Annotated in this window: 18 protein-coding genes and 1 pseudogene; 2 read left to right on the forward strand and 17 right to left on the reverse strand. The window is 30.1% G+C overall.

What is annotated here, in order from left to right; all coding sequences use genetic code 11:
- From ELQ11_RS10340 to ELQ11_RS07945, 3 genes and pseudogenes are all read right to left on the reverse strand, one after another.
- Nucleotides 1-115: pseudogene (locus ELQ11_RS10340) on the reverse strand (flagellar biosynthesis protein FlgG); the annotation flags it as partial.
- A 98-nt stretch (nucleotides 116-213) separates the two neighbouring features.
- Entirely contained in the window at nucleotides 214-1,233 is a 1,020-nt protein-coding gene (flgS, locus tag ELQ11_RS07940; protein WP_134225235.1) for a fla regulon two-component system sensor histidine kinase FlgS, read from the reverse strand.
- Between the two features lie 3 nt (nucleotides 1,234-1,236).
- Complete coding sequence (locus ELQ11_RS07945) at nucleotides 1,237-2,115, reverse strand: DUF234 domain-containing protein (RefSeq protein WP_079860914.1); 879 nt, start codon at nucleotides 2,113-2,115, stop codon at nucleotides 1,237-1,239.
- Between the two features lie 35 nt (nucleotides 2,116-2,150).
- Here ELQ11_RS07945 and ELQ11_RS07950 point away from each other — a divergent pair, with 35 nt between their 5' ends.
- Nucleotides 2,151-3,425: an aminotransferase class V-fold PLP-dependent enzyme gene (locus ELQ11_RS07950; protein ID WP_079745973.1), complete on the forward strand. Its 1,275-nt coding sequence runs from the start codon at nucleotides 2,151-2,153 to the stop codon at nucleotides 3,423-3,425.
- On the opposite strand, the gene purU is transcribed toward ELQ11_RS07950, so the two are convergent.
- The 14 genes from purU to ELQ11_RS08020 all read right to left on the reverse strand — a co-directional run bounded on the left by purU (nucleotide 3,422) and on the right by ELQ11_RS08020 (nucleotide 16,102).
- Complete coding sequence (purU, locus tag ELQ11_RS07955) at nucleotides 3,422-4,246, reverse strand: formyltetrahydrofolate deformylase (RefSeq protein ID WP_002866915.1); 825 nt, start codon at nucleotides 4,244-4,246, stop codon at nucleotides 3,422-3,424. The genes ELQ11_RS07950 and purU overlap by 4 nt on opposite strands.
- Nucleotides 4,243-5,361, reverse strand: coding sequence for a CCA tRNA nucleotidyltransferase (locus ELQ11_RS07960; RefSeq protein ID WP_134225236.1), 1,119 nt, complete (start codon nucleotides 5,359-5,361; stop codon nucleotides 4,243-4,245). The genes purU and ELQ11_RS07960 overlap by 4 nt, the downstream gene beginning before the upstream one ends.
- Nucleotides 5,330-5,821, reverse strand: a complete 492-nt coding sequence (locus tag ELQ11_RS07965) for a 2-oxoglutarate:acceptor oxidoreductase (RefSeq protein ID WP_134225237.1) — start codon at nucleotides 5,819-5,821, stop codon at nucleotides 5,330-5,332. The genes ELQ11_RS07960 and ELQ11_RS07965 overlap by 32 nt, the downstream gene beginning before the upstream one ends.
- Nucleotides 5,818-6,066, reverse strand: coding sequence for a tetratricopeptide repeat protein (locus tag ELQ11_RS07970; protein ID WP_002859818.1), 249 nt, complete (start codon nucleotides 6,064-6,066; stop codon nucleotides 5,818-5,820). Before ELQ11_RS07970 ends, ELQ11_RS07965 begins: the two co-directional genes overlap by 4 nt.
- Nucleotides 6,067-6,144: 78 nt before the next feature.
- Nucleotides 6,145-6,318, reverse strand: a complete 174-nt coding sequence (gene tatA2, locus ELQ11_RS07975) for a Sec-independent protein translocase subunit TatA2 (RefSeq protein ID WP_002876097.1) — start codon at nucleotides 6,316-6,318, stop codon at nucleotides 6,145-6,147.
- A 12-nt stretch (nucleotides 6,319-6,330) separates the two neighbouring features.
- Nucleotides 6,331-6,669, reverse strand: coding sequence for a chaperone NapD (locus ELQ11_RS07980; RefSeq protein ID WP_002867967.1), 339 nt, complete (start codon nucleotides 6,667-6,669; stop codon nucleotides 6,331-6,333).
- Nucleotides 6,662-7,576 carry a WD40 repeat domain-containing protein gene (locus ELQ11_RS07985; protein ID WP_052859197.1) on the reverse strand — a complete coding sequence of 305 codons (915 nt, stop codon included), beginning with the start codon at nucleotides 7,574-7,576 and terminating at the stop codon, nucleotides 6,662-6,664. Before ELQ11_RS07985 ends, ELQ11_RS07980 begins: the two co-directional genes overlap by 8 nt.
- Before the next feature lie 4 nt (nucleotides 7,577-7,580).
- On the reverse strand, nucleotides 7,581-8,105 hold the full coding sequence (locus tag ELQ11_RS07990; protein ID WP_010891887.1) for a nitrate reductase cytochrome c-type subunit: 525 nt from the start codon (nucleotides 8,103-8,105) through the stop codon (nucleotides 7,581-7,583).
- A complete protein-coding gene (gene napH / locus ELQ11_RS07995; RefSeq protein ID WP_072223483.1) occupies nucleotides 8,102-8,884 on the reverse strand; it encodes a quinol dehydrogenase ferredoxin subunit NapH in 783 nt (260 codons plus the stop codon). The genes ELQ11_RS07990 and napH overlap by 4 nt, the downstream gene beginning before the upstream one ends.
- The gene (napG, locus tag ELQ11_RS08000) at nucleotides 8,881-9,621 is read right to left on the reverse strand and encodes a ferredoxin-type protein NapG (protein WP_126219647.1); all 741 of its coding nucleotides are present in this window, start codon (nucleotides 9,619-9,621) and stop codon (nucleotides 8,881-8,883) included. The genes napH and napG overlap by 4 nt, the downstream gene beginning before the upstream one ends.
- A 17-nt stretch (nucleotides 9,622-9,638) precedes the next feature.
- Nucleotides 9,639-12,413 carry a periplasmic nitrate reductase subunit alpha gene (napA, locus tag ELQ11_RS08005; RefSeq protein ID WP_002881717.1) on the reverse strand — a complete coding sequence of 925 codons (2,775 nt, stop codon included), beginning with the start codon at nucleotides 12,411-12,413 and terminating at the stop codon, nucleotides 9,639-9,641.
- Between the two features lie 245 nt (nucleotides 12,414-12,658).
- Nucleotides 12,659-13,186, reverse strand: coding sequence for a thiol peroxidase (gene tpx / locus ELQ11_RS08010; RefSeq protein ID WP_052950164.1), 528 nt, complete (start codon nucleotides 13,184-13,186; stop codon nucleotides 12,659-12,661).
- A gap of 97 nt (nucleotides 13,187-13,283) precedes the next feature.
- Entirely contained in the window at nucleotides 13,284-14,024 is a 741-nt protein-coding gene (peb2, locus tag ELQ11_RS08015) for an AcfC family adhesin PEB2 (RefSeq protein WP_134225238.1), read from the reverse strand.
- Nucleotides 14,025-14,071: 47 nt separating this feature from the next.
- The gene (locus ELQ11_RS08020) at nucleotides 14,072-16,102 is read right to left on the reverse strand and encodes an ATP-dependent helicase (protein ID WP_070243381.1); all 2,031 of its coding nucleotides are present in this window, start codon (nucleotides 16,100-16,102) and stop codon (nucleotides 14,072-14,074) included.
- 128 nt (nucleotides 16,103-16,230) lie between these two features.
- Between ELQ11_RS08020 and ELQ11_RS08025 the strand changes: the two genes are divergently transcribed.
- Nucleotides 16,231-17,250 (forward strand): hypothetical protein, encoded by a 1,020-nt coding sequence (locus ELQ11_RS08025; protein ID WP_052859186.1) that lies wholly within the window; start codon nucleotides 16,231-16,233, stop codon nucleotides 17,248-17,250.
- Nucleotides 17,251-17,256: the final 6 nt, after the last annotated feature.

A 17,256-nucleotide genomic window follows, 5' to 3' on the forward strand; every position in this document is an offset into this window, starting at 1 on the left:
TTAAAAAAGCATTAGCAAAACTTATTTTAGAATTTTCTTTACTTTCTTTATTAGCTTTTGCTTGTGAAAGTATAGAACCATAGTTTGAGTTATCATTGATGCTAAAGATACTCATATTAATTCCTTAATTTAGATTTTTCTGCCTTCAACCTAAATATATTAAAATAATATAAGCAAGATCTGTTCCGTTTTGGGGTGAAAAGAAAATATTTATCACACCAAAGGTAAGGTAAAATAAAAATTCTTAGGATCGCTTTGAAAACTTAACTCTCCCTTATGAGCGTTTATAATTTCTTTAGAAAGAGACAAGCCAAGCCCATTGCCTTTAAGTTTTGTTGTTTTAAAAGCTTCAAAAACCAATTTCTCATCTTTTATTTCACAACCATTATCATACACTCTGATGCATATTTTTTCATTATCACAACTTGCTAAAATTTTAATCATAGGCTTTTCACATTCGCTTTCTTCTATCGCATCAATAGCATTATAAATCAAATTTTGCAAAACCAAACCAAGAAGAGCTTTATCAGCACAAATCTGCTTATCCAAAAAAGATATTTCAAAGTCTATTTGAGAAGTGAAATTATAAGAATTAATGGCGCTTTCACACTCTTCTTTTAACTCTAAAAGATTAAAATTTAAAGCATTGATGTGCACACCCTTAGTAAAAAGTAAAGTTGAATTTACGATACGCTCTACTCTGGCAATAGCCTTTTGGATTTCAAGAACTATATGCTTATTTTTAAGCTCACTACGAGCAAAAAGGGTTGAAGCAAGTAAAGATATAGATCCAATAGGATTTCTTATCTCATGTGCCAAATGAGCCGCTACACTACCCATGCTTGCAAGCCTTTCATTGCGTTTTTCATCGCTAATATCTGTAGCTGAAACTATAGTTTTTTCATTATGTGCTATGATTTTTACCGCATAAAACCTACCTTCAAATTCAAGCTCATCGCGAATTTTTTCAAGACTAATGATACTAAGTAATTTTGGATTTTTCAAGGCTTCTTGATTTTGTAAAATAATATTTTTTTCTTTATCTAAAATCCAAAGCGCACTAGGCAATACCTCTATAATCTCATCAACCATTGCACGTAAGGAATTATAGTTTTCATTTAAAGTTTTGTATTCATTTTCTATTACATAAGTTTGTTCTATAAGACTTTCTAAGCCTTTTTGTAGGGTTTCTTTTTCATTTGAGTCTAAACTTTTTAAAATACTTTCATTCATTTATCATTCCTCTAATAAAATCTTAAAATCATTCAAATCAAATAAAAGCAAATTCTGTTCGCATATTTTATCAAATTCCTTGCTAAAACCATTTTTTGAGATTATAATGTAATAATTTGGAGCCAAATTTAAAGACTTTGCTTTTGATTTTAAAAGATTTAAAATATTTTTACAAATTTTTTTATTTTTAAATTTAACCTCTCCGACAAAACACAAATTTTCATCTTGATAATAAAGATCAAGTTCTAAATTCTTATCCCAGTAACTTTGCACTCCATTGATATTGAATTTTTTCTCAAGCAATTCTCTAGAAAGTTGTTCAAAACAAAAACTTTGATAAAGTTCAAATTTTTCTTTAATGCATTCTAAAACTTCTTTATAACGATTTTGCAAAATAAGCTTTTCATTGGGCTTTAAAAAATAAAAAAAGAAACGAGTAAAATGGTTGCTAAATATAATCTTATCTTGGACAACATAAGATCTTAGTTCTTTTTTGATTTTTTGTCTTTTATCTTTTATTTTTTTAGCTTCCTTACTATACTCAAGTTTTATTATACCTGTTTCTAAAAGATATTTAAGTGTAGATAAAGCTTTAAAATGCTGAATTTTTCTATTGATAGAAAAACGCTTGCGATTGTTTTTAGCTAGTAAAGTAAGAGCGTAAGAACTTGTTTCATCCAAGGCAAAATAACTTTTAATTTTTAGATAATCATCAAGCAAAATTCGCTCTATATTTGCAAATACATCATCTTCAAAATTTAAAATGTTTAATTTTTCAAAACCTTCAAACACACTATAAAAATCAAAAAGCTTGCTTAAAGACAAATTCTTATGCAAATCTACAAAGTTCTTAAATTTTATATTTTTCCTTTTATAAAGCATTTTTATAGTATAATTTTAGCAAATTTTTATAAGGATTGTATTTGCAAATTTCAGATTTAAAAAAAGAATTGATCTTAAAAAAAGGTATTTTGCATTTTGACTTCACAGCAAGTGCTTTAGCTCTAAAATGTGTAGAAAAAGAAATTTCAAAAATTCTCCCAACCTATGCAAATACACATTCTGATAGCTCTTTGAATTCTTTTAAAACTCAACAAACTTACGAACAAGCAAGAAAAGATATAAAAAAAAGTTTATCATTAGATGAAAATTTTGCCCTTATAGCTTGCGGAACAGGATCAAGCAGTGCTATTAAAAAATTTCAAGAATTGATCGGCATTTACATTCCCCCTCTTGTAAAAGAAAGATATTTTACGCAAATTGATAAAAATACTTTACCTTTAGTTATCGTAGGGCCTTATGAGCATCATTCTAATGAACTTTCATTTCGAGAAGGCTTGTGCGAATGTATTAGAATTCCCTTGGATAAAAATGGGGAAATTGATTTTGATTTTCTAGAAAAAACTTTACAAAAAAACAAAAAAAGAAAAATAATCGCTAGCTTTTCTTTAGCTTCAAATGTTACTGGGATACTAAGTGATTACAAACGCATTTCTGAAATGGTTCGTAAATTTAAAGGGATAGTTGCTTTTGATGCATCTAGTTTCATTCCCTATAAAAACATATCTTGTCAATACTATGATGCGTTGTTTATAAGTTCTCATAAATTAATCGGTGGTATTGGTGGTTCTGGACTTTTAGCCATCAAAAAAGATCTTTGCGGAAACAAGCCTAGCTTTGCAGCAGGTGGAACTGTGGGCTATGTTTCTCGCACTTCACAATGCTACCTTTGTAATGAAGAAGCTTTAGAAGAAGGAGGAACACCTGGAATTTTACAACTCATTCGTGCTAGCTTAGCTTTTAAAATCAAAGATTCTATAGGGGTTAAAAATATAGAAAAAAAAGAAGAAATTTTAAAAGATTATTTTTTTGAAAAACTAAAAACTATACCTAATTTAATTTTATACGCAAAGAATTTAAAAACCCGATTACCTATTTTTGCTTTCAATATCAAAGGAATTTCTCCTTTTGATATCGCTTACGAACTTAGTAAAAAATACCACATAGAAACACGCGCTGGATGTGCTTGTGCTGGGCCTTATGGTCATGATTTGCTAGGCTTAAAAGACAATCAAAAACTTAAAACAAAACCAGGTTGGTTAAGAATAAGCTTGCATTATACGCATGAAAAAGAGGATATTGATTATTTTTTTAATGCTTTAAATAAAACTATAGTAAAATTATCGCATTAAAATATTATAGTTTTATTATTATGTATAAAAATTCTATCTTCAAAAGCCAAATCAAGTGCTTTTGAAAGAACATCTTTTTCTATATTTCTACCTGCTTGCTGCATATCTTGCCAAGTAAATTCATGGTTTACAGGTAAAACAGCTTGAGTGATAATAGGACCTTCATCAAGATTATTATTTACAAAATGTGCCGTAGCTCCAATTATTTTAACCCCTCTTTCAAAGGCTTGTTTATAAGGATTTGCTCCTATAAATGCAGGTAAGAAAGAATGGTGAATATTTATAATCTTACCTTCAAAATGCCTAACAAAATCAGGAGATAAAATTCTCATATATTTTGCCAAAACCAAATAATCAAATTTATATTGTTCAAGACATTTTAAAATCTGATTTTCTTGCTCTTTTCGATCTAAATTTTCAGCACTGATAAAATGATAAGGAATTTCAAATTTCTCAACTAAATCCTTTAAAGAGTTGTGATTTGAAATCACAGCTTTGATATTTGCTTCAAGTTCGTTACTATAATGCTTTATTAGCAAATCTCCCAAACAATGACTTTCTTTAGTAGCAAAAACAACAATATCTTTTTTTCTCTTCTCGCAAAGCTCTATCAAGGCTTCTTGTCCAAGCATAGCCTCAAGCGTTCCTATAAAAGCTTCTTTATCAAATTCACCTTCTAAAAGAGCACGAAAAAAAAACATTCCTTCGCCTACAAATTCATCGTTTTTTACTATATTGATATGATATTTAAAAATAACATCAGAAATTCTATAGATTAAACCTTTTTGATCTTTGGTACAAATTTTTAATACAGAAATCATTTAGCTAAACCTTTTATATATTCTTTTAATTCATTCTCTCTTGCTTCTTGAAGCTTTAAACCAAGAATTTTACCACAAAATCCAGCATTTATGAAATCTTTTGCTAAAATTTTACTTTCAAACTTATTCTCATAAAGCCCTAATCTTTTAGCTTGTTCAATACGCTTTTTACTCCAAAGTCCAAGCCATTCCTTCAAAGGCATTTCAAAAGCAATTTTTGCTAGTTCAAAATCACTTATATCATCAAGATAAAAAGCTTGATTTGCGTATTTTAGGTATTCTTTTTTAAGTTTAGTTCTTTTAAAAAATATATCTTTTTCTAAATTAAAAAAATTCAAATACAAATACAAGAATAAAGCATCACTTTTTACAAATTCTCTACTTTGTCTGAGTAAATTTTGAAATTCCAAACTCTTAAAAACACTCTCAAAGCCAAAAATCTGTTTCTCTAAGCCAAGTTCTTGTAAATATCTATAGCCGACATCAAGTCTAGGGCTTTTAAAGAATTTATAAAGCTCTGCATTGATCCTATCTTTGCTAAGATCAGTTATATCCATACTTTGCATCAATTTCAAGCTTTCGCTAGTTATCTTAAAGTTAAACCTTGAAGCAAATACTACCGCTCTTAATACTCTTAAACTATCCTCTTGAAAGCTTTGTTTATCAATATGCCTTAAAAAGCCTACTCCTAGATCTTTTAATCCTCCGTAAAAATCTAAAAACTCATCGTTAAAAAGATTAATCATCATAGAATTTATGGTAAAATCGCGTCTTTTGGCGCCAAGTTTTTCATCATTGCAAATTTGAACTTTAAAACCTTTATGTCCATAGCTTATTTTGTTTTCGGTTCTAGCAAGAGCTAAATCATAATTTTTAAACTTATACACAAAAAAACTTTTCCCAAAGCCTTGTGCGCCCAATTTTTGCATAATCTTTTCAAAATCTTTAGGTTTTATATCATAAAGCTCTATATCATAGTCACAAATTTTTAAGCCTAAAAACAAATCCCTAACGCTGCCTCCAACCAAATACGCTCGTTTAGTATAAGGCTTTAAAAACTCAGCAATAAACTGTAAATCGGGATTATTTTTTAAGCTTATCTTCGATATTTGCAAGCAAAAACTCTAAAAAATTTATGGTCAAGTTTAATCTATTTTCAAGATCATCTTTTTTTATACTATTTAAACCTTCAAAAAGAACTAAAATTCTCTCTCTAAGATGTTTTAAAAAAATATCCTCATTAAGCGTTTGAACCTCTGTCATAACACTGGGATTTAAAATTTCACTTTGTAAAAAAGGCTCTTCTTTTTTAAACTCTTTATTTTCCTGAGTAGAAATTTCAATATTATTTTGTATTTTTTGCTCTTCTTCAAATTTTGCCATAGAAATTTTATCTTCTAAGTCTTGCGGAGTATCAAGTTCTTCGCATACAAACTCCATAGGTGGTAATTCATCTTTTATTTCAGTTTTTCTGCTTAATTCTTGTTCTTTTAAAATTTCATTTTGTCTTCTTTGCTCTTCCATCATAGAGCTAACTTCGCTAATGGTTTTTTTAGCTAAATCTTCCAAATTCATATTTTTATCAACCACCTTTTAAATTCATTAATTTCTTCATCGCTTTTCATATTAATAAAAAAATCCAACATTTGAGTGTTTAAATCTTTATGCTTGGATCTAAAACCACTAAGACGACGAACCGCATCGATAGCGTTTTGGTTATCTGGATCTTCTTTTAAGATATTTTTATAAATTTCTAAAGCTTCGTCTTTTAACCCTTGAGCCTCATAGATAGAAGCTTCAGTGACTGTATTTTTCATCACTGTTTCCTAAAATTTTTCTTTAATTCTAGCAAAAAGCTTTTTAATTTATCTTTAAGAAAATAATATGATTTTTAATGTCTATTTTGTTTTAAACAATTTTTCTATATATTCTTTTTTTTCTTTCTCTAAGCTAGAATTTAATTCTTTTTGTTCTTTTTTAACTTGCACTTTTAAATCTTGATTTTTAAAATACACATAATCAATTCCAAAAATAACACCAATTACAATAAGCAATGGGATTAAAAATACCATATACTTTACACTTTAAGAAAATTGATTAAATACACTACCATAGTAGCGAATATTCTCAGCATTTTCATTTTTTTCTATTGTTTCTATTGCACCACTATTGATTGCTTTTTGGATATCATCATTTAAATCTTGATAAGAAAAAACCATATTAATACTGATAATATTTGGCAATTTCTCAAGCATTTTATAAGAGTTTAATTCATCTTCTAAATTTTCACTTTCAATCACAACTATAATCTTTTCATTTTCACAAAGTTCTACAGAACAAAAAGGAATTTCAGATATAGCCTTTTTTAAATCATTTATATATTCTTCTTTTGCTAAAATCAAAACACTAGAAAGATTATTCATCAATACTCCTAAACATTATACTATCACCAAAGCCTGAAACGATAAAATCTTTATTGTTTAAAAAAATAATAAACTCACTCATCAAATTTTCATTATTAAAAGTTTTAACAGGCTTAAAATCACTTGTGCTAAAAACTTCACTAACTCCAGCTTCATTATCGCTATAAACAGCCAATTCTCCATTAGGACTTAAAGCGCAAGTATATATCAAAAAATCTTTTTGCAAAAAATTTTGCTCTTCATTTTTTACAACTCCTATACGCCTATCCGTTCCACAACTTAAAATAACATTATTTTTAAAATCTACTTGATAGATATTATCTTTATGCATTTTATCATAGTTTTTTAACATCTTCCAATTTTTCAAATCAAAAAGCTCCACTTCACCACTCTCAAAACCTGCAACCAGCATACTCTTATCTTCATTTAAAACTGCATCATTAAGACTAGAATGAGAAAAATTAAATTTTTTTATATTTTTTAAACTTTTATCAATCAATTCTATTTCAGAACCAATAGAAATCAAAAGATAAGTGTTTTCATTGATAAAAAATGCTTTTATTATGCTATTTTCTTCGAGCTTTTTGATTTGTAAATTTTCCTTATAAAAACTTAAATTTTTAGCACCAAAATCACCCTCGCTAAGTATTAAAAGTGTATGTTTAAAAATATCAATGTTGTAAATTTTAGCAAAATCATCACCATAATAATTTTTAATCTTTGGCAAAGATAAAAGTTCTTTTAAACTTTTATCTTTAATGTTATATTGTAAAATTTCACCTTTATCAGTGCCTATATATAAGTTTTGCTTATCTAGTTTTAAAGCTGTTATATTGGCATTTAATTTCAGCTCATAAGCATAAGATAAAACACAAAAAAGACTCAAAATAAAAAGAAATTTTTTCATTTATTTACTTTACACCCTCATTAATCACATCAATTAAATTTGAACGACTTTTTAATTGTTCATTTTTAAATTCAGGTTTAAAGCTATTTCCCACTAAAGGTTTTGCATCGCTTTGTGGAACATGACACTGAGTACAATTAAAACGACTATCGCTAATCATATCTCCTGTGGTTTTGTTGTGTCTAAAATCATAATAATGACTAGCAGGAAGTGGAGTTGCACCAGCATCTGCTGCTATAGCCTTATCATGGCAGCTTAAGCACATATTGTTATCTTTAGTTATAGGTAACAAATCTTCAATAGCATGCGGAATTAATGGTGGTGCATTTTCATAAGAACGCTCAAAACGAGTAGATTCCCCAGGCTGTAAAGTTGTGAAATTTGCCTCCACTAAATTTACTTTATTTTCATTTTCTAAACTTGCTTTTCTAAGTCCAATTTGTTCTGAACTTACCCCACTATTCATTGCGCAAGCGGCAAAAAATACCACTGCAGCACTTCCTAATAAAACCAATTTCTTCTTCATTATTTATTCCTTAAATCAAAAATATTAAAATTCAAAGCATCATCATTGCAAACTTCTATACATCTTGCACACCTTATACACTCTCCTGATTTCACGCTAGCACTTTCTTTTCCAACCATCCACAAAACCTGTTTTTCAGGACAAATACGGATACATTCATAACATTTAGTGCATTTATCACTATCATGCTTTATTTTAAGCAAAGCAAAACGAGAAATAAAAGCATAAAAAGCTCCTAGTGGACAAAAATGTGAACAAATTGCTCTAGGGCTTAAAAAAGTATCGATACAAAAAAGTATAAAGGCTACAAAAATCCAAGAACTTGTAGCAAAAATAATCCCTCTATGTATCATTCCTATATAAGAAAAACTTTCAAACACAGGCAATGAAAATACAAAAGAAAGGATTAAAATCAAGACTAATACAAAATAGCGTAAATTTTTAGGCAAAATTAAAAATTTATTATTAAGGGTTAATTTATTTCGCACAAAAGCAGCAAAATCTGTGATTAAATTAACAGGACAAACCCAAGAGCAAAAAACCCTTCCTAAAAGCAAACCATAGATAAAAAATATAATCAAAGCTCCTATTAAAGCCATTAAATCTATACTCCAGCTTGCTAAAATAATTTGCAAAACCGCAAAAGGATCGCTTAAAGGTATGGTATTAAAAAGTCTAGAAGAACTTAAATTTCCCTGTAAGATAAAATCTGTAGCTTTAAAACTAAAAAGTGCTAAAATTCCAAGCTGAACGATGCGTCTAGCAATTAAATACTTCATCACAGTTCTCCATCATTTAAATAATTGGTTGCTTTTTTAGCATTAAAATGTTTTGAAGTATCTGCATTTTTTATACGACCTTCATCTTTTTCATCCCAGCCTTTTACATAATGAGATCCTGCTTTTCCCAATACATACTCCCTTGGTAAAACACGAATGGCCGGTTTTTCAGTAATACAAGCAAGTTCACAAAGCCCACAACCTACACACACTTCATGATCCACACTAGGTAGTAAAAAAGCATGTTTGGCGGTGCGTTCATTGCGTTTAAGCTCAAGTTTTAAAGCCCTATCTATCAAAGGACAAGCTCTATAACAAGCATCGCATTGAATTCCCCAGTGTGCCACACAAGAAGCACTATCAACAATAGCAATACCCATTTTCAAGGATTCTATACCCTGCTCTAAATGCTTTTTATCTAAAGCATCAGTTGGACATTCTCTAATGCAAGGAATATCCTTGCAAAGATAACAAGGAATTTCTCTTGCCTTAAAAAAAGGCGTACCATTTTTTGGACTATCTAACAAGCTAGCAAGCTTTAAAGTATCATAAGGACAGGCTTTTACACAAAGCCCGCAACGAATACATTTGCATAAAAATCTAGCTTCATTTTCAGCCCCAGGAGGACGCAAGGCATAATTATCATCAGCTTTTAAAGCCAAATTAGCCAAAAATCCACCCCCTGTACATAAACATGCAGCCTTAAAGGCACTAACGAAAAATTCTCTTCTACCTTTCATTTAATCAAAACCCTAAATTAAGCCTTATAAATTTTTACAGCACATTTTTTAAAGTCAGTTTGTTTTGAAAGCGGACAAGTCGCATCCAAAGTAACTTTATTGATATATACATTCTCATCAAACCATGGCACATACACAAGTCCTACAGGCGGTTTGTTTCTTCCACGCATATCTACTCTTGCTTTTACTTTACCACGACGAGATTCCACCCAAACTAAATCACCTTGATTTAAGCCCAATTTCTCTCCATCTTTCTCACTCATATAGCAAAGCGCTTCAGGGACAGCACGGTAAAGCTCAGGCACACGCATAGTCATAGTTCCACTATGCCAATGCTCTAAAACCCTTCCTGTTGCAAGCCAGAATGGATACTCTTTACTTGGTCTTTCAGGTGCTTTCATAAATGGCCTAAAGAAAATTTTAGCCTTATTTTTAATACTGTGCTCTTTTTCATCTTTAGGAGCTATTAAATCCCCATTTGTAAGCATTTTGTTAAAATCACCATAAAAAGCAAAATCTGAATTTGGAGCCGCTTTTTTAGCATAATAATCAAATTTAGTATTAAATCTCCATTGTGTTTCCTTGCCATTAACCACAGGCCATCTTAAACCCCTTACTTTATGATAGGTATCAAAATCCGCTAAATCATGGCCGTGTCCTAAGCCAAATTTACGATATTCTTCCCAAAGGTATTTTTGAACGAAAAAGCCATAGCCTGTAAATTCTTTTCCATCACTGCCTTGAATTTTTCTCTCATCGCCTTTAACATCAGTATTATCAAAGCCTTTTGCGATAGCATCGTTTGGATTAAAGCTTTTTGCTTCTTTATTGGCAAATAGCACATCAAAAAGTGTATCATCTTCACTATAACCCATAGCTTTTGCCTCTTCTAAAACACTTGGTAAGGTAAGTTTATTATCCACTTTTTGCTCTTTCCAAACTTCTTTAAGCTTAAAGCGTTTTGCAAATTCTAAAATTTGCCAAGTATCACTCATGGCAGCACCTACAGGTAAGACTTGTTGTTTCCAATGTTGAGTTCTTCTTTCAGCATTACCATAAGCACCCCATTTTTCATAAATCATAGCACTTGGTAAAATAAGATCAGCTACTTTTGCTGAAATTCCAGGATAACAATCACTTACAACAATAAAATTATCCATTTCTCTTGCTGCTGCGATCCAGTGATTTGCATTTGCAGTGTTTTGCCATGGATTATTCACTTGCACCCATGCAAATTTAATTTTTCCATCTTCTAAATCTCTCATGATATTAAGATAAGGAGAACCTGGTTTTGGGTTGATAGTCTTTGCAGGAACTTTCCAAATTTTTTCAGAAATTTCTCTGTGTTTTGGATTTGCCACAACCATATCCGCAGGTAAACGATGTGAGAAAGTCCCTACTTCCCTAGCCGTTCCGCAAGCACTTGGCTGTCCTGTTAAAGAAAAGGCTCCACTACCTGGTTTAGCTTGCTTTCCTAGTAAAAAATGCACCATATAAGCTTGTTCATTTACCCAAGAACCTCTTGTATGTTGATTAAAGCCCATAGTCCAAAAACTTACGACTTTGCGATTTTTCTCTATGTAAAGATTAGCTAATTCTTGAAGTTTTTTCTTAAAATCTTCCAAAGACTCATTATCATCACCTTTGGCTACCTTTGCAGTGTATTCTAAAGTATAAGGGGCTAAACCTTTTTTAAATTCTTCAAAAGAAATTTCCCAGTTTTTATCAGCCACACCTTGATGTTTCATTTCAAATTTATCACCCGCTTTAACGCCAAGATAAGATAAAGAAGTAGCCTCTTCATCGTCTAAAGTGATTACATTTTCTTTTTCAACTGTATCTTTTTCACTTTCTTTAAATTTTGGATGATTTGGATTATTTCTCATACCATAACCAATATCAGCATAACCAGTTGCAAATACGCAGTGATCTTTGATAAATTTCGTATCCATAGCCTCTGGATGATTATAAACAATCTCTCTTGCTATGTAGTTCCAAATAGCCAAATCTGTATTTGGTTTAAAAATAATTTCAATATCAGCAATATTTGAAGTACGGTTAGAAAAAGTGCTTAGATTAACAACTTTGACCTTATCAAGATTACTTAGTTTTCTATCACTTACTCTTGACCAAAGGATTGGGTGCATTTCAGCCATATTAGCTCCCCAAGTGATGATAGTATCTGTAAGTTCTATATCATCATAACAGCCTGATGGCTCATCTACACCAAAAGTTTGCATAAAACCAACCACTGCAGAGGCCATACAATGTCTTGCATTTGGATCAATATTATTTGTTCTAAAACCCGCTTTTGCAAGTTTTAAAGCAGCATAACCTTCTTGGATAGTGTATTGCCCACTACCAAAAATCCCTATACCTGTAACGCCGAGTTCATTGTAGGCTTTTTTAAATTGTTTTTCCATTTCATCAAAGGCTCTTTGCCAAGAAACTTGTTGAAATTTGCCTTTTTTATCAAATTCGCCTTTTTCATTCATGCGAAGTAAAGGCATAACAAGACGATCTTCACCATACATGATCTTAGCATTAAAATAACCTTTGATACAATTAAGTCCGCGATTTACAGGTGCTGCAGGATCACCTTTTGTTGCTACGATTTTGCCATCTTTTCTGGCTATCATAATTCCACAGCCAGTTCCACAAAATCTACAAACAGCCTTATCCCATTTCCAATCTTCTTCTTGCGCGCCAAGCATAGAGCTTGGAACACTAAGTCCTGCAACACTAGCAGCACTTGCAATAGCGGTATTTTTAATAAAATCCCTTCTATTCATCCTTATTCCTCCAAAATAAAAAAATCATCTTATTATAAAAAATGGAGTATAAAAATCTCTTGAAATTTTAATAAAAATAATAATTTTAAAGCTCTATTTTATAGGAGTTTTATTGTCCTTTTTTATTATTCTTACACAAAATAAATATTAAAAATAATCAACTTAACAATTAAAATATAATCAACTTAAAATAATAAAAAAATGAAGATGTAAAAATTAAGCCCTAAGAATGGGCTTAATCAAAATTAATGGCAACCACAACCACCGCAGCAGTTAGAACCACCAAAAAATGCATCAAGTTTTGCAATATCTGGCATTTCTGTGATTTCATTTACAAGTTCTTTATATGCCACTTTACCCTCTTTAATCACAAATACGGCACGAGCTAAAAGCCCTTCTAAAGCACCTTCATTTATCAAAACACCATATTTTTCACCAAATTCTTTTGCCACAAAATCACTTGCAACACTTAAATTTTCAATACCTTCTGTACTGCAAAATCTTCCCATAGCAAAAGGTAAATCCATACTTACTACAATCACTTCAGCACCATTGTAACTGGCTACTTTTTTATTAAATTCTCTAGCCTCTGTAGCACAAACTGGTGTATCTAAGCTTGGAACACTTAAAATGATTTGAGTTTTACCCGCTGCACCGATTTCAATCACGCTTAAATCTTTAGCTTTAAGATTTACCTTAGGAGCATCTGCTCCAACTTCTACTGAATTTCCTTTAAGTTTTACAGGATTTCCTTTAAAATTTACTGTACTCATTTAATTTCCTTTTTTGATATTTTAAACATTATTACAATTAATGTTTTAGGAGTGATTATATCCTATAAACATTAATTATTTTTAATTTCACTGAAAATTATTTTACTTCTTTCCAAGTATATTTTTTCCACACTTTTTGAGCTTCCTTACTCTTAATAAAATCTACAAATTCTAAAGCTTTTTTATTTTCTAAACCTTTTTTTGTAGGAGCTATTTCAGCTGCACGATAAATCACTGCATTTTTATCTTTGATAAATAAAGCTTTATCATCGCCTAAAGCCTTTGCCCAATGAGACCAAATGATTAAAGCATCAATATTTGGATTGTTATTCCACTCATCTACAGCAACTTTGGAATTTTTAGCATAAATTTTTATATTTTTACGTAATTTTACCAAATTTTCTCTTTTTGCACTTTTTAAAGCCATATCTTCATAAAGTCCAACTTGTCCTGCACCATCAACCACCATAACATTTACGCCATCTTTTAAAATGTCTTCAAAATTTTTAATATTTTTTGGATTATTTGGACGCACGATAATACCTGATGAACGCACATTTAAAACGCTTAAATTTTCCAAACTTAAACTTGGAATTTTTTTAGCAAAATCATCCATCATTGAAGTATTGCCTGAAAAAATCAAATCTGCATTTTCTTTTGCTTTATCTATCCAAGCTGGAGTTGGACCTGCGGTTACAATCACCTTTTCTTTTGTTTTTTCCTCAAATTTTAAAGCAAGCTCTTTTAGCACAGAAGCAGGACCACCTGGACCATAAACTAAAATTTCAGCATTTAAAAAACTTGCTGCTACTAAACTTAAAATTAATATTTTTTTCATAAAATAAATCTTTCTTTATAATATAACTTACTTGAAAGAAAAATCTATCAATCTATAGTTAACTCTCCCTTGCAAAGCCCTGCTTCTATAAGAAAACGAGAAGGAGTAAAAGAAGTTTTTTTGTTTTTATCATATTTAGCATAGCTTAAATAAAGTATATTTTTTGCCCTAGTTACCGCAACATAAAAAAGTCTTCTTTCTTCTTCTAAGCTTCCACCCATTCCCATAAGCTTTTGATTAGGAAAGCGACCTTGCGCAAGATCAATCACAAAAACAAGATCAAATTCCAAGCCCTTACTTGCATGCACGCTAAGCAAATTAACTCCTTTGCCACTACTCATTTCGCTTGCACCTAAAGTTAGAAAATTATAATACTTGTAAATATCGCTATAATTTTTTGTAAGCTCTTTTAAAACATTGAATTTTGTTTCTATTTTTTCTAAATTTTCACTCTTTCTTAATAAATCCACCTGCCCTGCTTTATTTGTCGCTCTTTTGGTTGCAAGTTCTTCGCAAATTTCTCTATAAAAAGAATTTTCACAAATTAAATTGACTAAAGTCAAAGAATGTTTTATTTCCATAGCTTTTTTTAAAAAAAGATAGATTTTTTCCAAATTTCTAGCGCACAAATCATTGATTTTTGAAAGTCTTAAAATAGGATGTGCATCAAATTCACTCTCAAATTTAAAACGAGTTTCGCTGGCTAATTCTTCCAAATCTGCAAAAAGCCCAAGTTGATAATTTCTTTTTTGATGATTTTGCAAATTTACATTTTTATCAGGATCTAAAAAACCTTTTATTAAATTTCCATGCCCTAATTTTAAAAGTGCGTCAAAAATTTCTTTTGCTAAAACTCCACCCACACCTTTGGTATATTGAACCAAATGAATAAAAGCCATGATATCTTTAGGATTTACCACAAGCGCAAGCATGGAGCTAAAAGCTTTAACTTCCAAACTTTCAAAAAAACTTCCACTTCCCTTTCTCACACTTGCAATGCCCTGCTCCCTTAATGCTACTTCAACCCCATCAGCACTTGAGTTGTTGCGAAAAATCACGGCAATTTCTTCCAAACTTACTCCGCTTGTAAGTATCATTTTGGCTATATTTTGATACTGATCAAATAATTCTTCAAAAGTAAGCAAAGATGGGGCTTTAAACTCATCATTTCTTGTAACAATAAGTTCTTTTGGATATAATCTTTCGTTATTTAAAATCACTTTATTAGCCAAAGCTAAAATACTTCTTGATGAACGGTAGTTTTTATTTAAAGAAAAAATTTTTGCATCTTTAAAACGATCTTTAAACCCACCTATGATATTAATATCCGCTCCATTAAAAGCATAAATACTTTGATCATAATCCCCTACGCAAAACAAACTTTTACTATGAAAAGCCTCTATTAAGGAACTTTGCAAAGTGTTTGTGTCTTGATATTCATCTACTAAAATTTCATCAAATTCATATTTTTCTTCTTTTAAAAGCTCTTTTAGATTGATAAGTAAGTCATTAAAATCTACATAATTAAAACGCTTTTTTTCATTATCATATTCTTTTAAAATATCTTCATAAATTTCAGCATAAATACTTTGATCTTCGTAGTTTTGGCAAAACCAAGTATAAAAATCTTGATTGTGTGCTTTGTTTTGAAACAAAGAATAAAGATCATATAAATAACTTGATTGATAAGGTTTTATATCACTTAAATGCCTAAAAGTTCTTTTTTCATAGACACTTTTAAGTAGAGTTTTTAACTCGCTTGCTTGCTTTAAAATTATATTTTTATCCGCATTTCTAAGTAAGGTATAAGCCGTACTATGAAAAGTTCCTGCAAGTATTTTACTGGTAATATTTTTATCAAAAAATTTCCCTAAACGCCCTATCATTTCTTTACTGGCTTTATTTGTGAAAGTCAAAAGCATAATTTTTTGAGGTGTCACTCCCTTGCTTAAAAGATAAGAAATTCTTGCAACAATAGTAGAAGTTTTTCCCGTCCCTGCACTTGCAATAACAAGATTGTGTCCAAAATCAGCAGTAGCAGCAAGATATTGTTCATTATTTAATTTTGAAAGTGGCATTATTTTCCTTATAAAAGTTAAAATTATAAAAAAAAATTACTTAAAAATATAAAAATTTAAAATTACTTTATATTAGATTATAGTACAATGCTAAAATTATTTAACTTTCTGTTTTTAAGGGATAGCAAATGAATTTGAAAATTTTTTCTATTATTGTTGGCATATTAATTGCTGTTATTGTGATATTAGGTGGAACCTATTATTATCTTTTCGAATATTCAAAACCAAAGAATTACACCTTAAACACCAACACTTACACCGAGCAAAAATCGTATACCAATAACTACGATAATTCCTATTCGCCCTCGATCCAAACCAACAATAGTTCATCAGATATAAATATTAATAACAATACCATCCAAAAGCAAGAAACAAACCCATTAGATGAAAATCAAAGCTTAAGTAACAATACATTTAATACACCAATAAGTGAAAACAATCAAAGCTTAAATAATGACACCAACATAAGCAATAATATCAATACAAATGAAAATAAACAAATTTTAGATACAGATAAAGAAAAATTAAAACAAGAAAATAAACAAGCCAAAATAGAAGCTCTTAAAAAAGAAATCAGCAAACAACAAAAGATCTTAGAAAGAGAGAGAGCCGTAAAAAAAGAACTTCAATCAAACAAGTCAAACAAAAATAAATATCTAAATACCGCTAGAGAGTATCTAAGCATAGGAAAAAACAGTCGTTTAGAACCTGAACTTAGTACAGAAAATATGAAAGTTTATATTTTAGATGGAAAATTTTTAAGCCAATATAGAATCAATCTGTTAAAAGATATGCTAAGCGTTATACAAGATAATGCAAAAGATTATTATCTAAGTATTTTTGTTAAAATGCTACCAAAAGGGGAAATGAAATTAACTATCTATAACAAAGAAATTATCTTTTCAGATATGAAAAAAGCTTATAAATATATTAGCTTAGATAGATTAAGCCCATATTTAAACAATCCAAAAGAATTAAATGAACATGTAGCACGTGAAGAAATTTTAGAAAGACTTAAACTTCAAATTAAAAAAGATGGCAAAGGAAGTGATTTTTCTAAACATATCAAAAGTTTGAAAACTGGACTTAATACAGCACAATATTTCTTCCCGTTTTGTGAAATTATAGAAATTAGCTCTATTAAATAAGCTAAA

It is taken from the genome of Campylobacter sp. US50a, from assembly GCF_004379015.1.
In the GTDB taxonomy this organism is placed as follows: Bacteria; Campylobacterota; Campylobacteria; order Campylobacterales; family Campylobacteraceae; genus Campylobacter_D; species Campylobacter_D jejuni.

Coding starts and splice junctions, on each gene's coding strand:
- ELQ11_RS08020 (WP_070243381.1), bottom strand. CDS start 16,102: ATGCCACTTTCAAAATTAAATAATGAACAATATCTTGCTGCTACTGCT.
- purU (WP_002866915.1), bottom strand. CDS start 4,246: ATGATTTCTGTATTAAAAATTTGTACCAAAGATCAAAAAGGTTTAATC.
- tpx (WP_052950164.1), bottom strand. CDS start 13,186: ATGAGTACAGTAAATTTTAAAGGAAATCCTGTAAAACTTAAAGGAAAT.
- tatA2 (WP_002876097.1), bottom strand. CDS start 6,318: ATGGTATTTTTAATCCCATTGCTTATTGTAATTGGTGTTATTTTTGGA.
- ELQ11_RS08025 (WP_052859186.1), top strand. CDS start 16,231: ATGAATTTGAAAATTTTTTCTATTATTGTTGGCATATTAATTGCTGTT.
- ELQ11_RS07985 (WP_052859197.1), bottom strand. CDS start 7,576: ATGAAAAAATTTCTTTTTATTTTGAGTCTTTTTTGTGTTTTATCTTAT.
- peb2 (WP_134225238.1), bottom strand. CDS start 14,024: ATGAAAAAAATATTAATTTTAAGTTTAGTAGCAGCAAGTTTTTTAAAT.
- ELQ11_RS07965 (WP_134225237.1), bottom strand. CDS start 5,821: ATGAATTTGGAAGATTTAGCTAAAAAAACCATTAGCGAAGTTAGCTCT.
- napA (WP_002881717.1), bottom strand. CDS start 12,413: ATGAATAGAAGGGATTTTATTAAAAATACCGCTATTGCAAGTGCTGCT.
- ELQ11_RS07980 (WP_002867967.1), bottom strand. CDS start 6,669: ATGAATAATCTTTCTAGTGTTTTGATTTTAGCAAAAGAAGAATATATA.
- ELQ11_RS07945 (WP_079860914.1), bottom strand. CDS start 2,115: ATGCTTTATAAAAGGAAAAATATAAAATTTAAGAACTTTGTAGATTTG.
- napG (WP_126219647.1), bottom strand. CDS start 9,621: ATGAAAGGTAGAAGAGAATTTTTCGTTAGTGCCTTTAAGGCTGCATGT.
- flgS (WP_134225235.1), bottom strand. CDS start 1,233: ATGAATGAAAGTATTTTAAAAAGTTTAGACTCAAATGAAAAAGAAACC.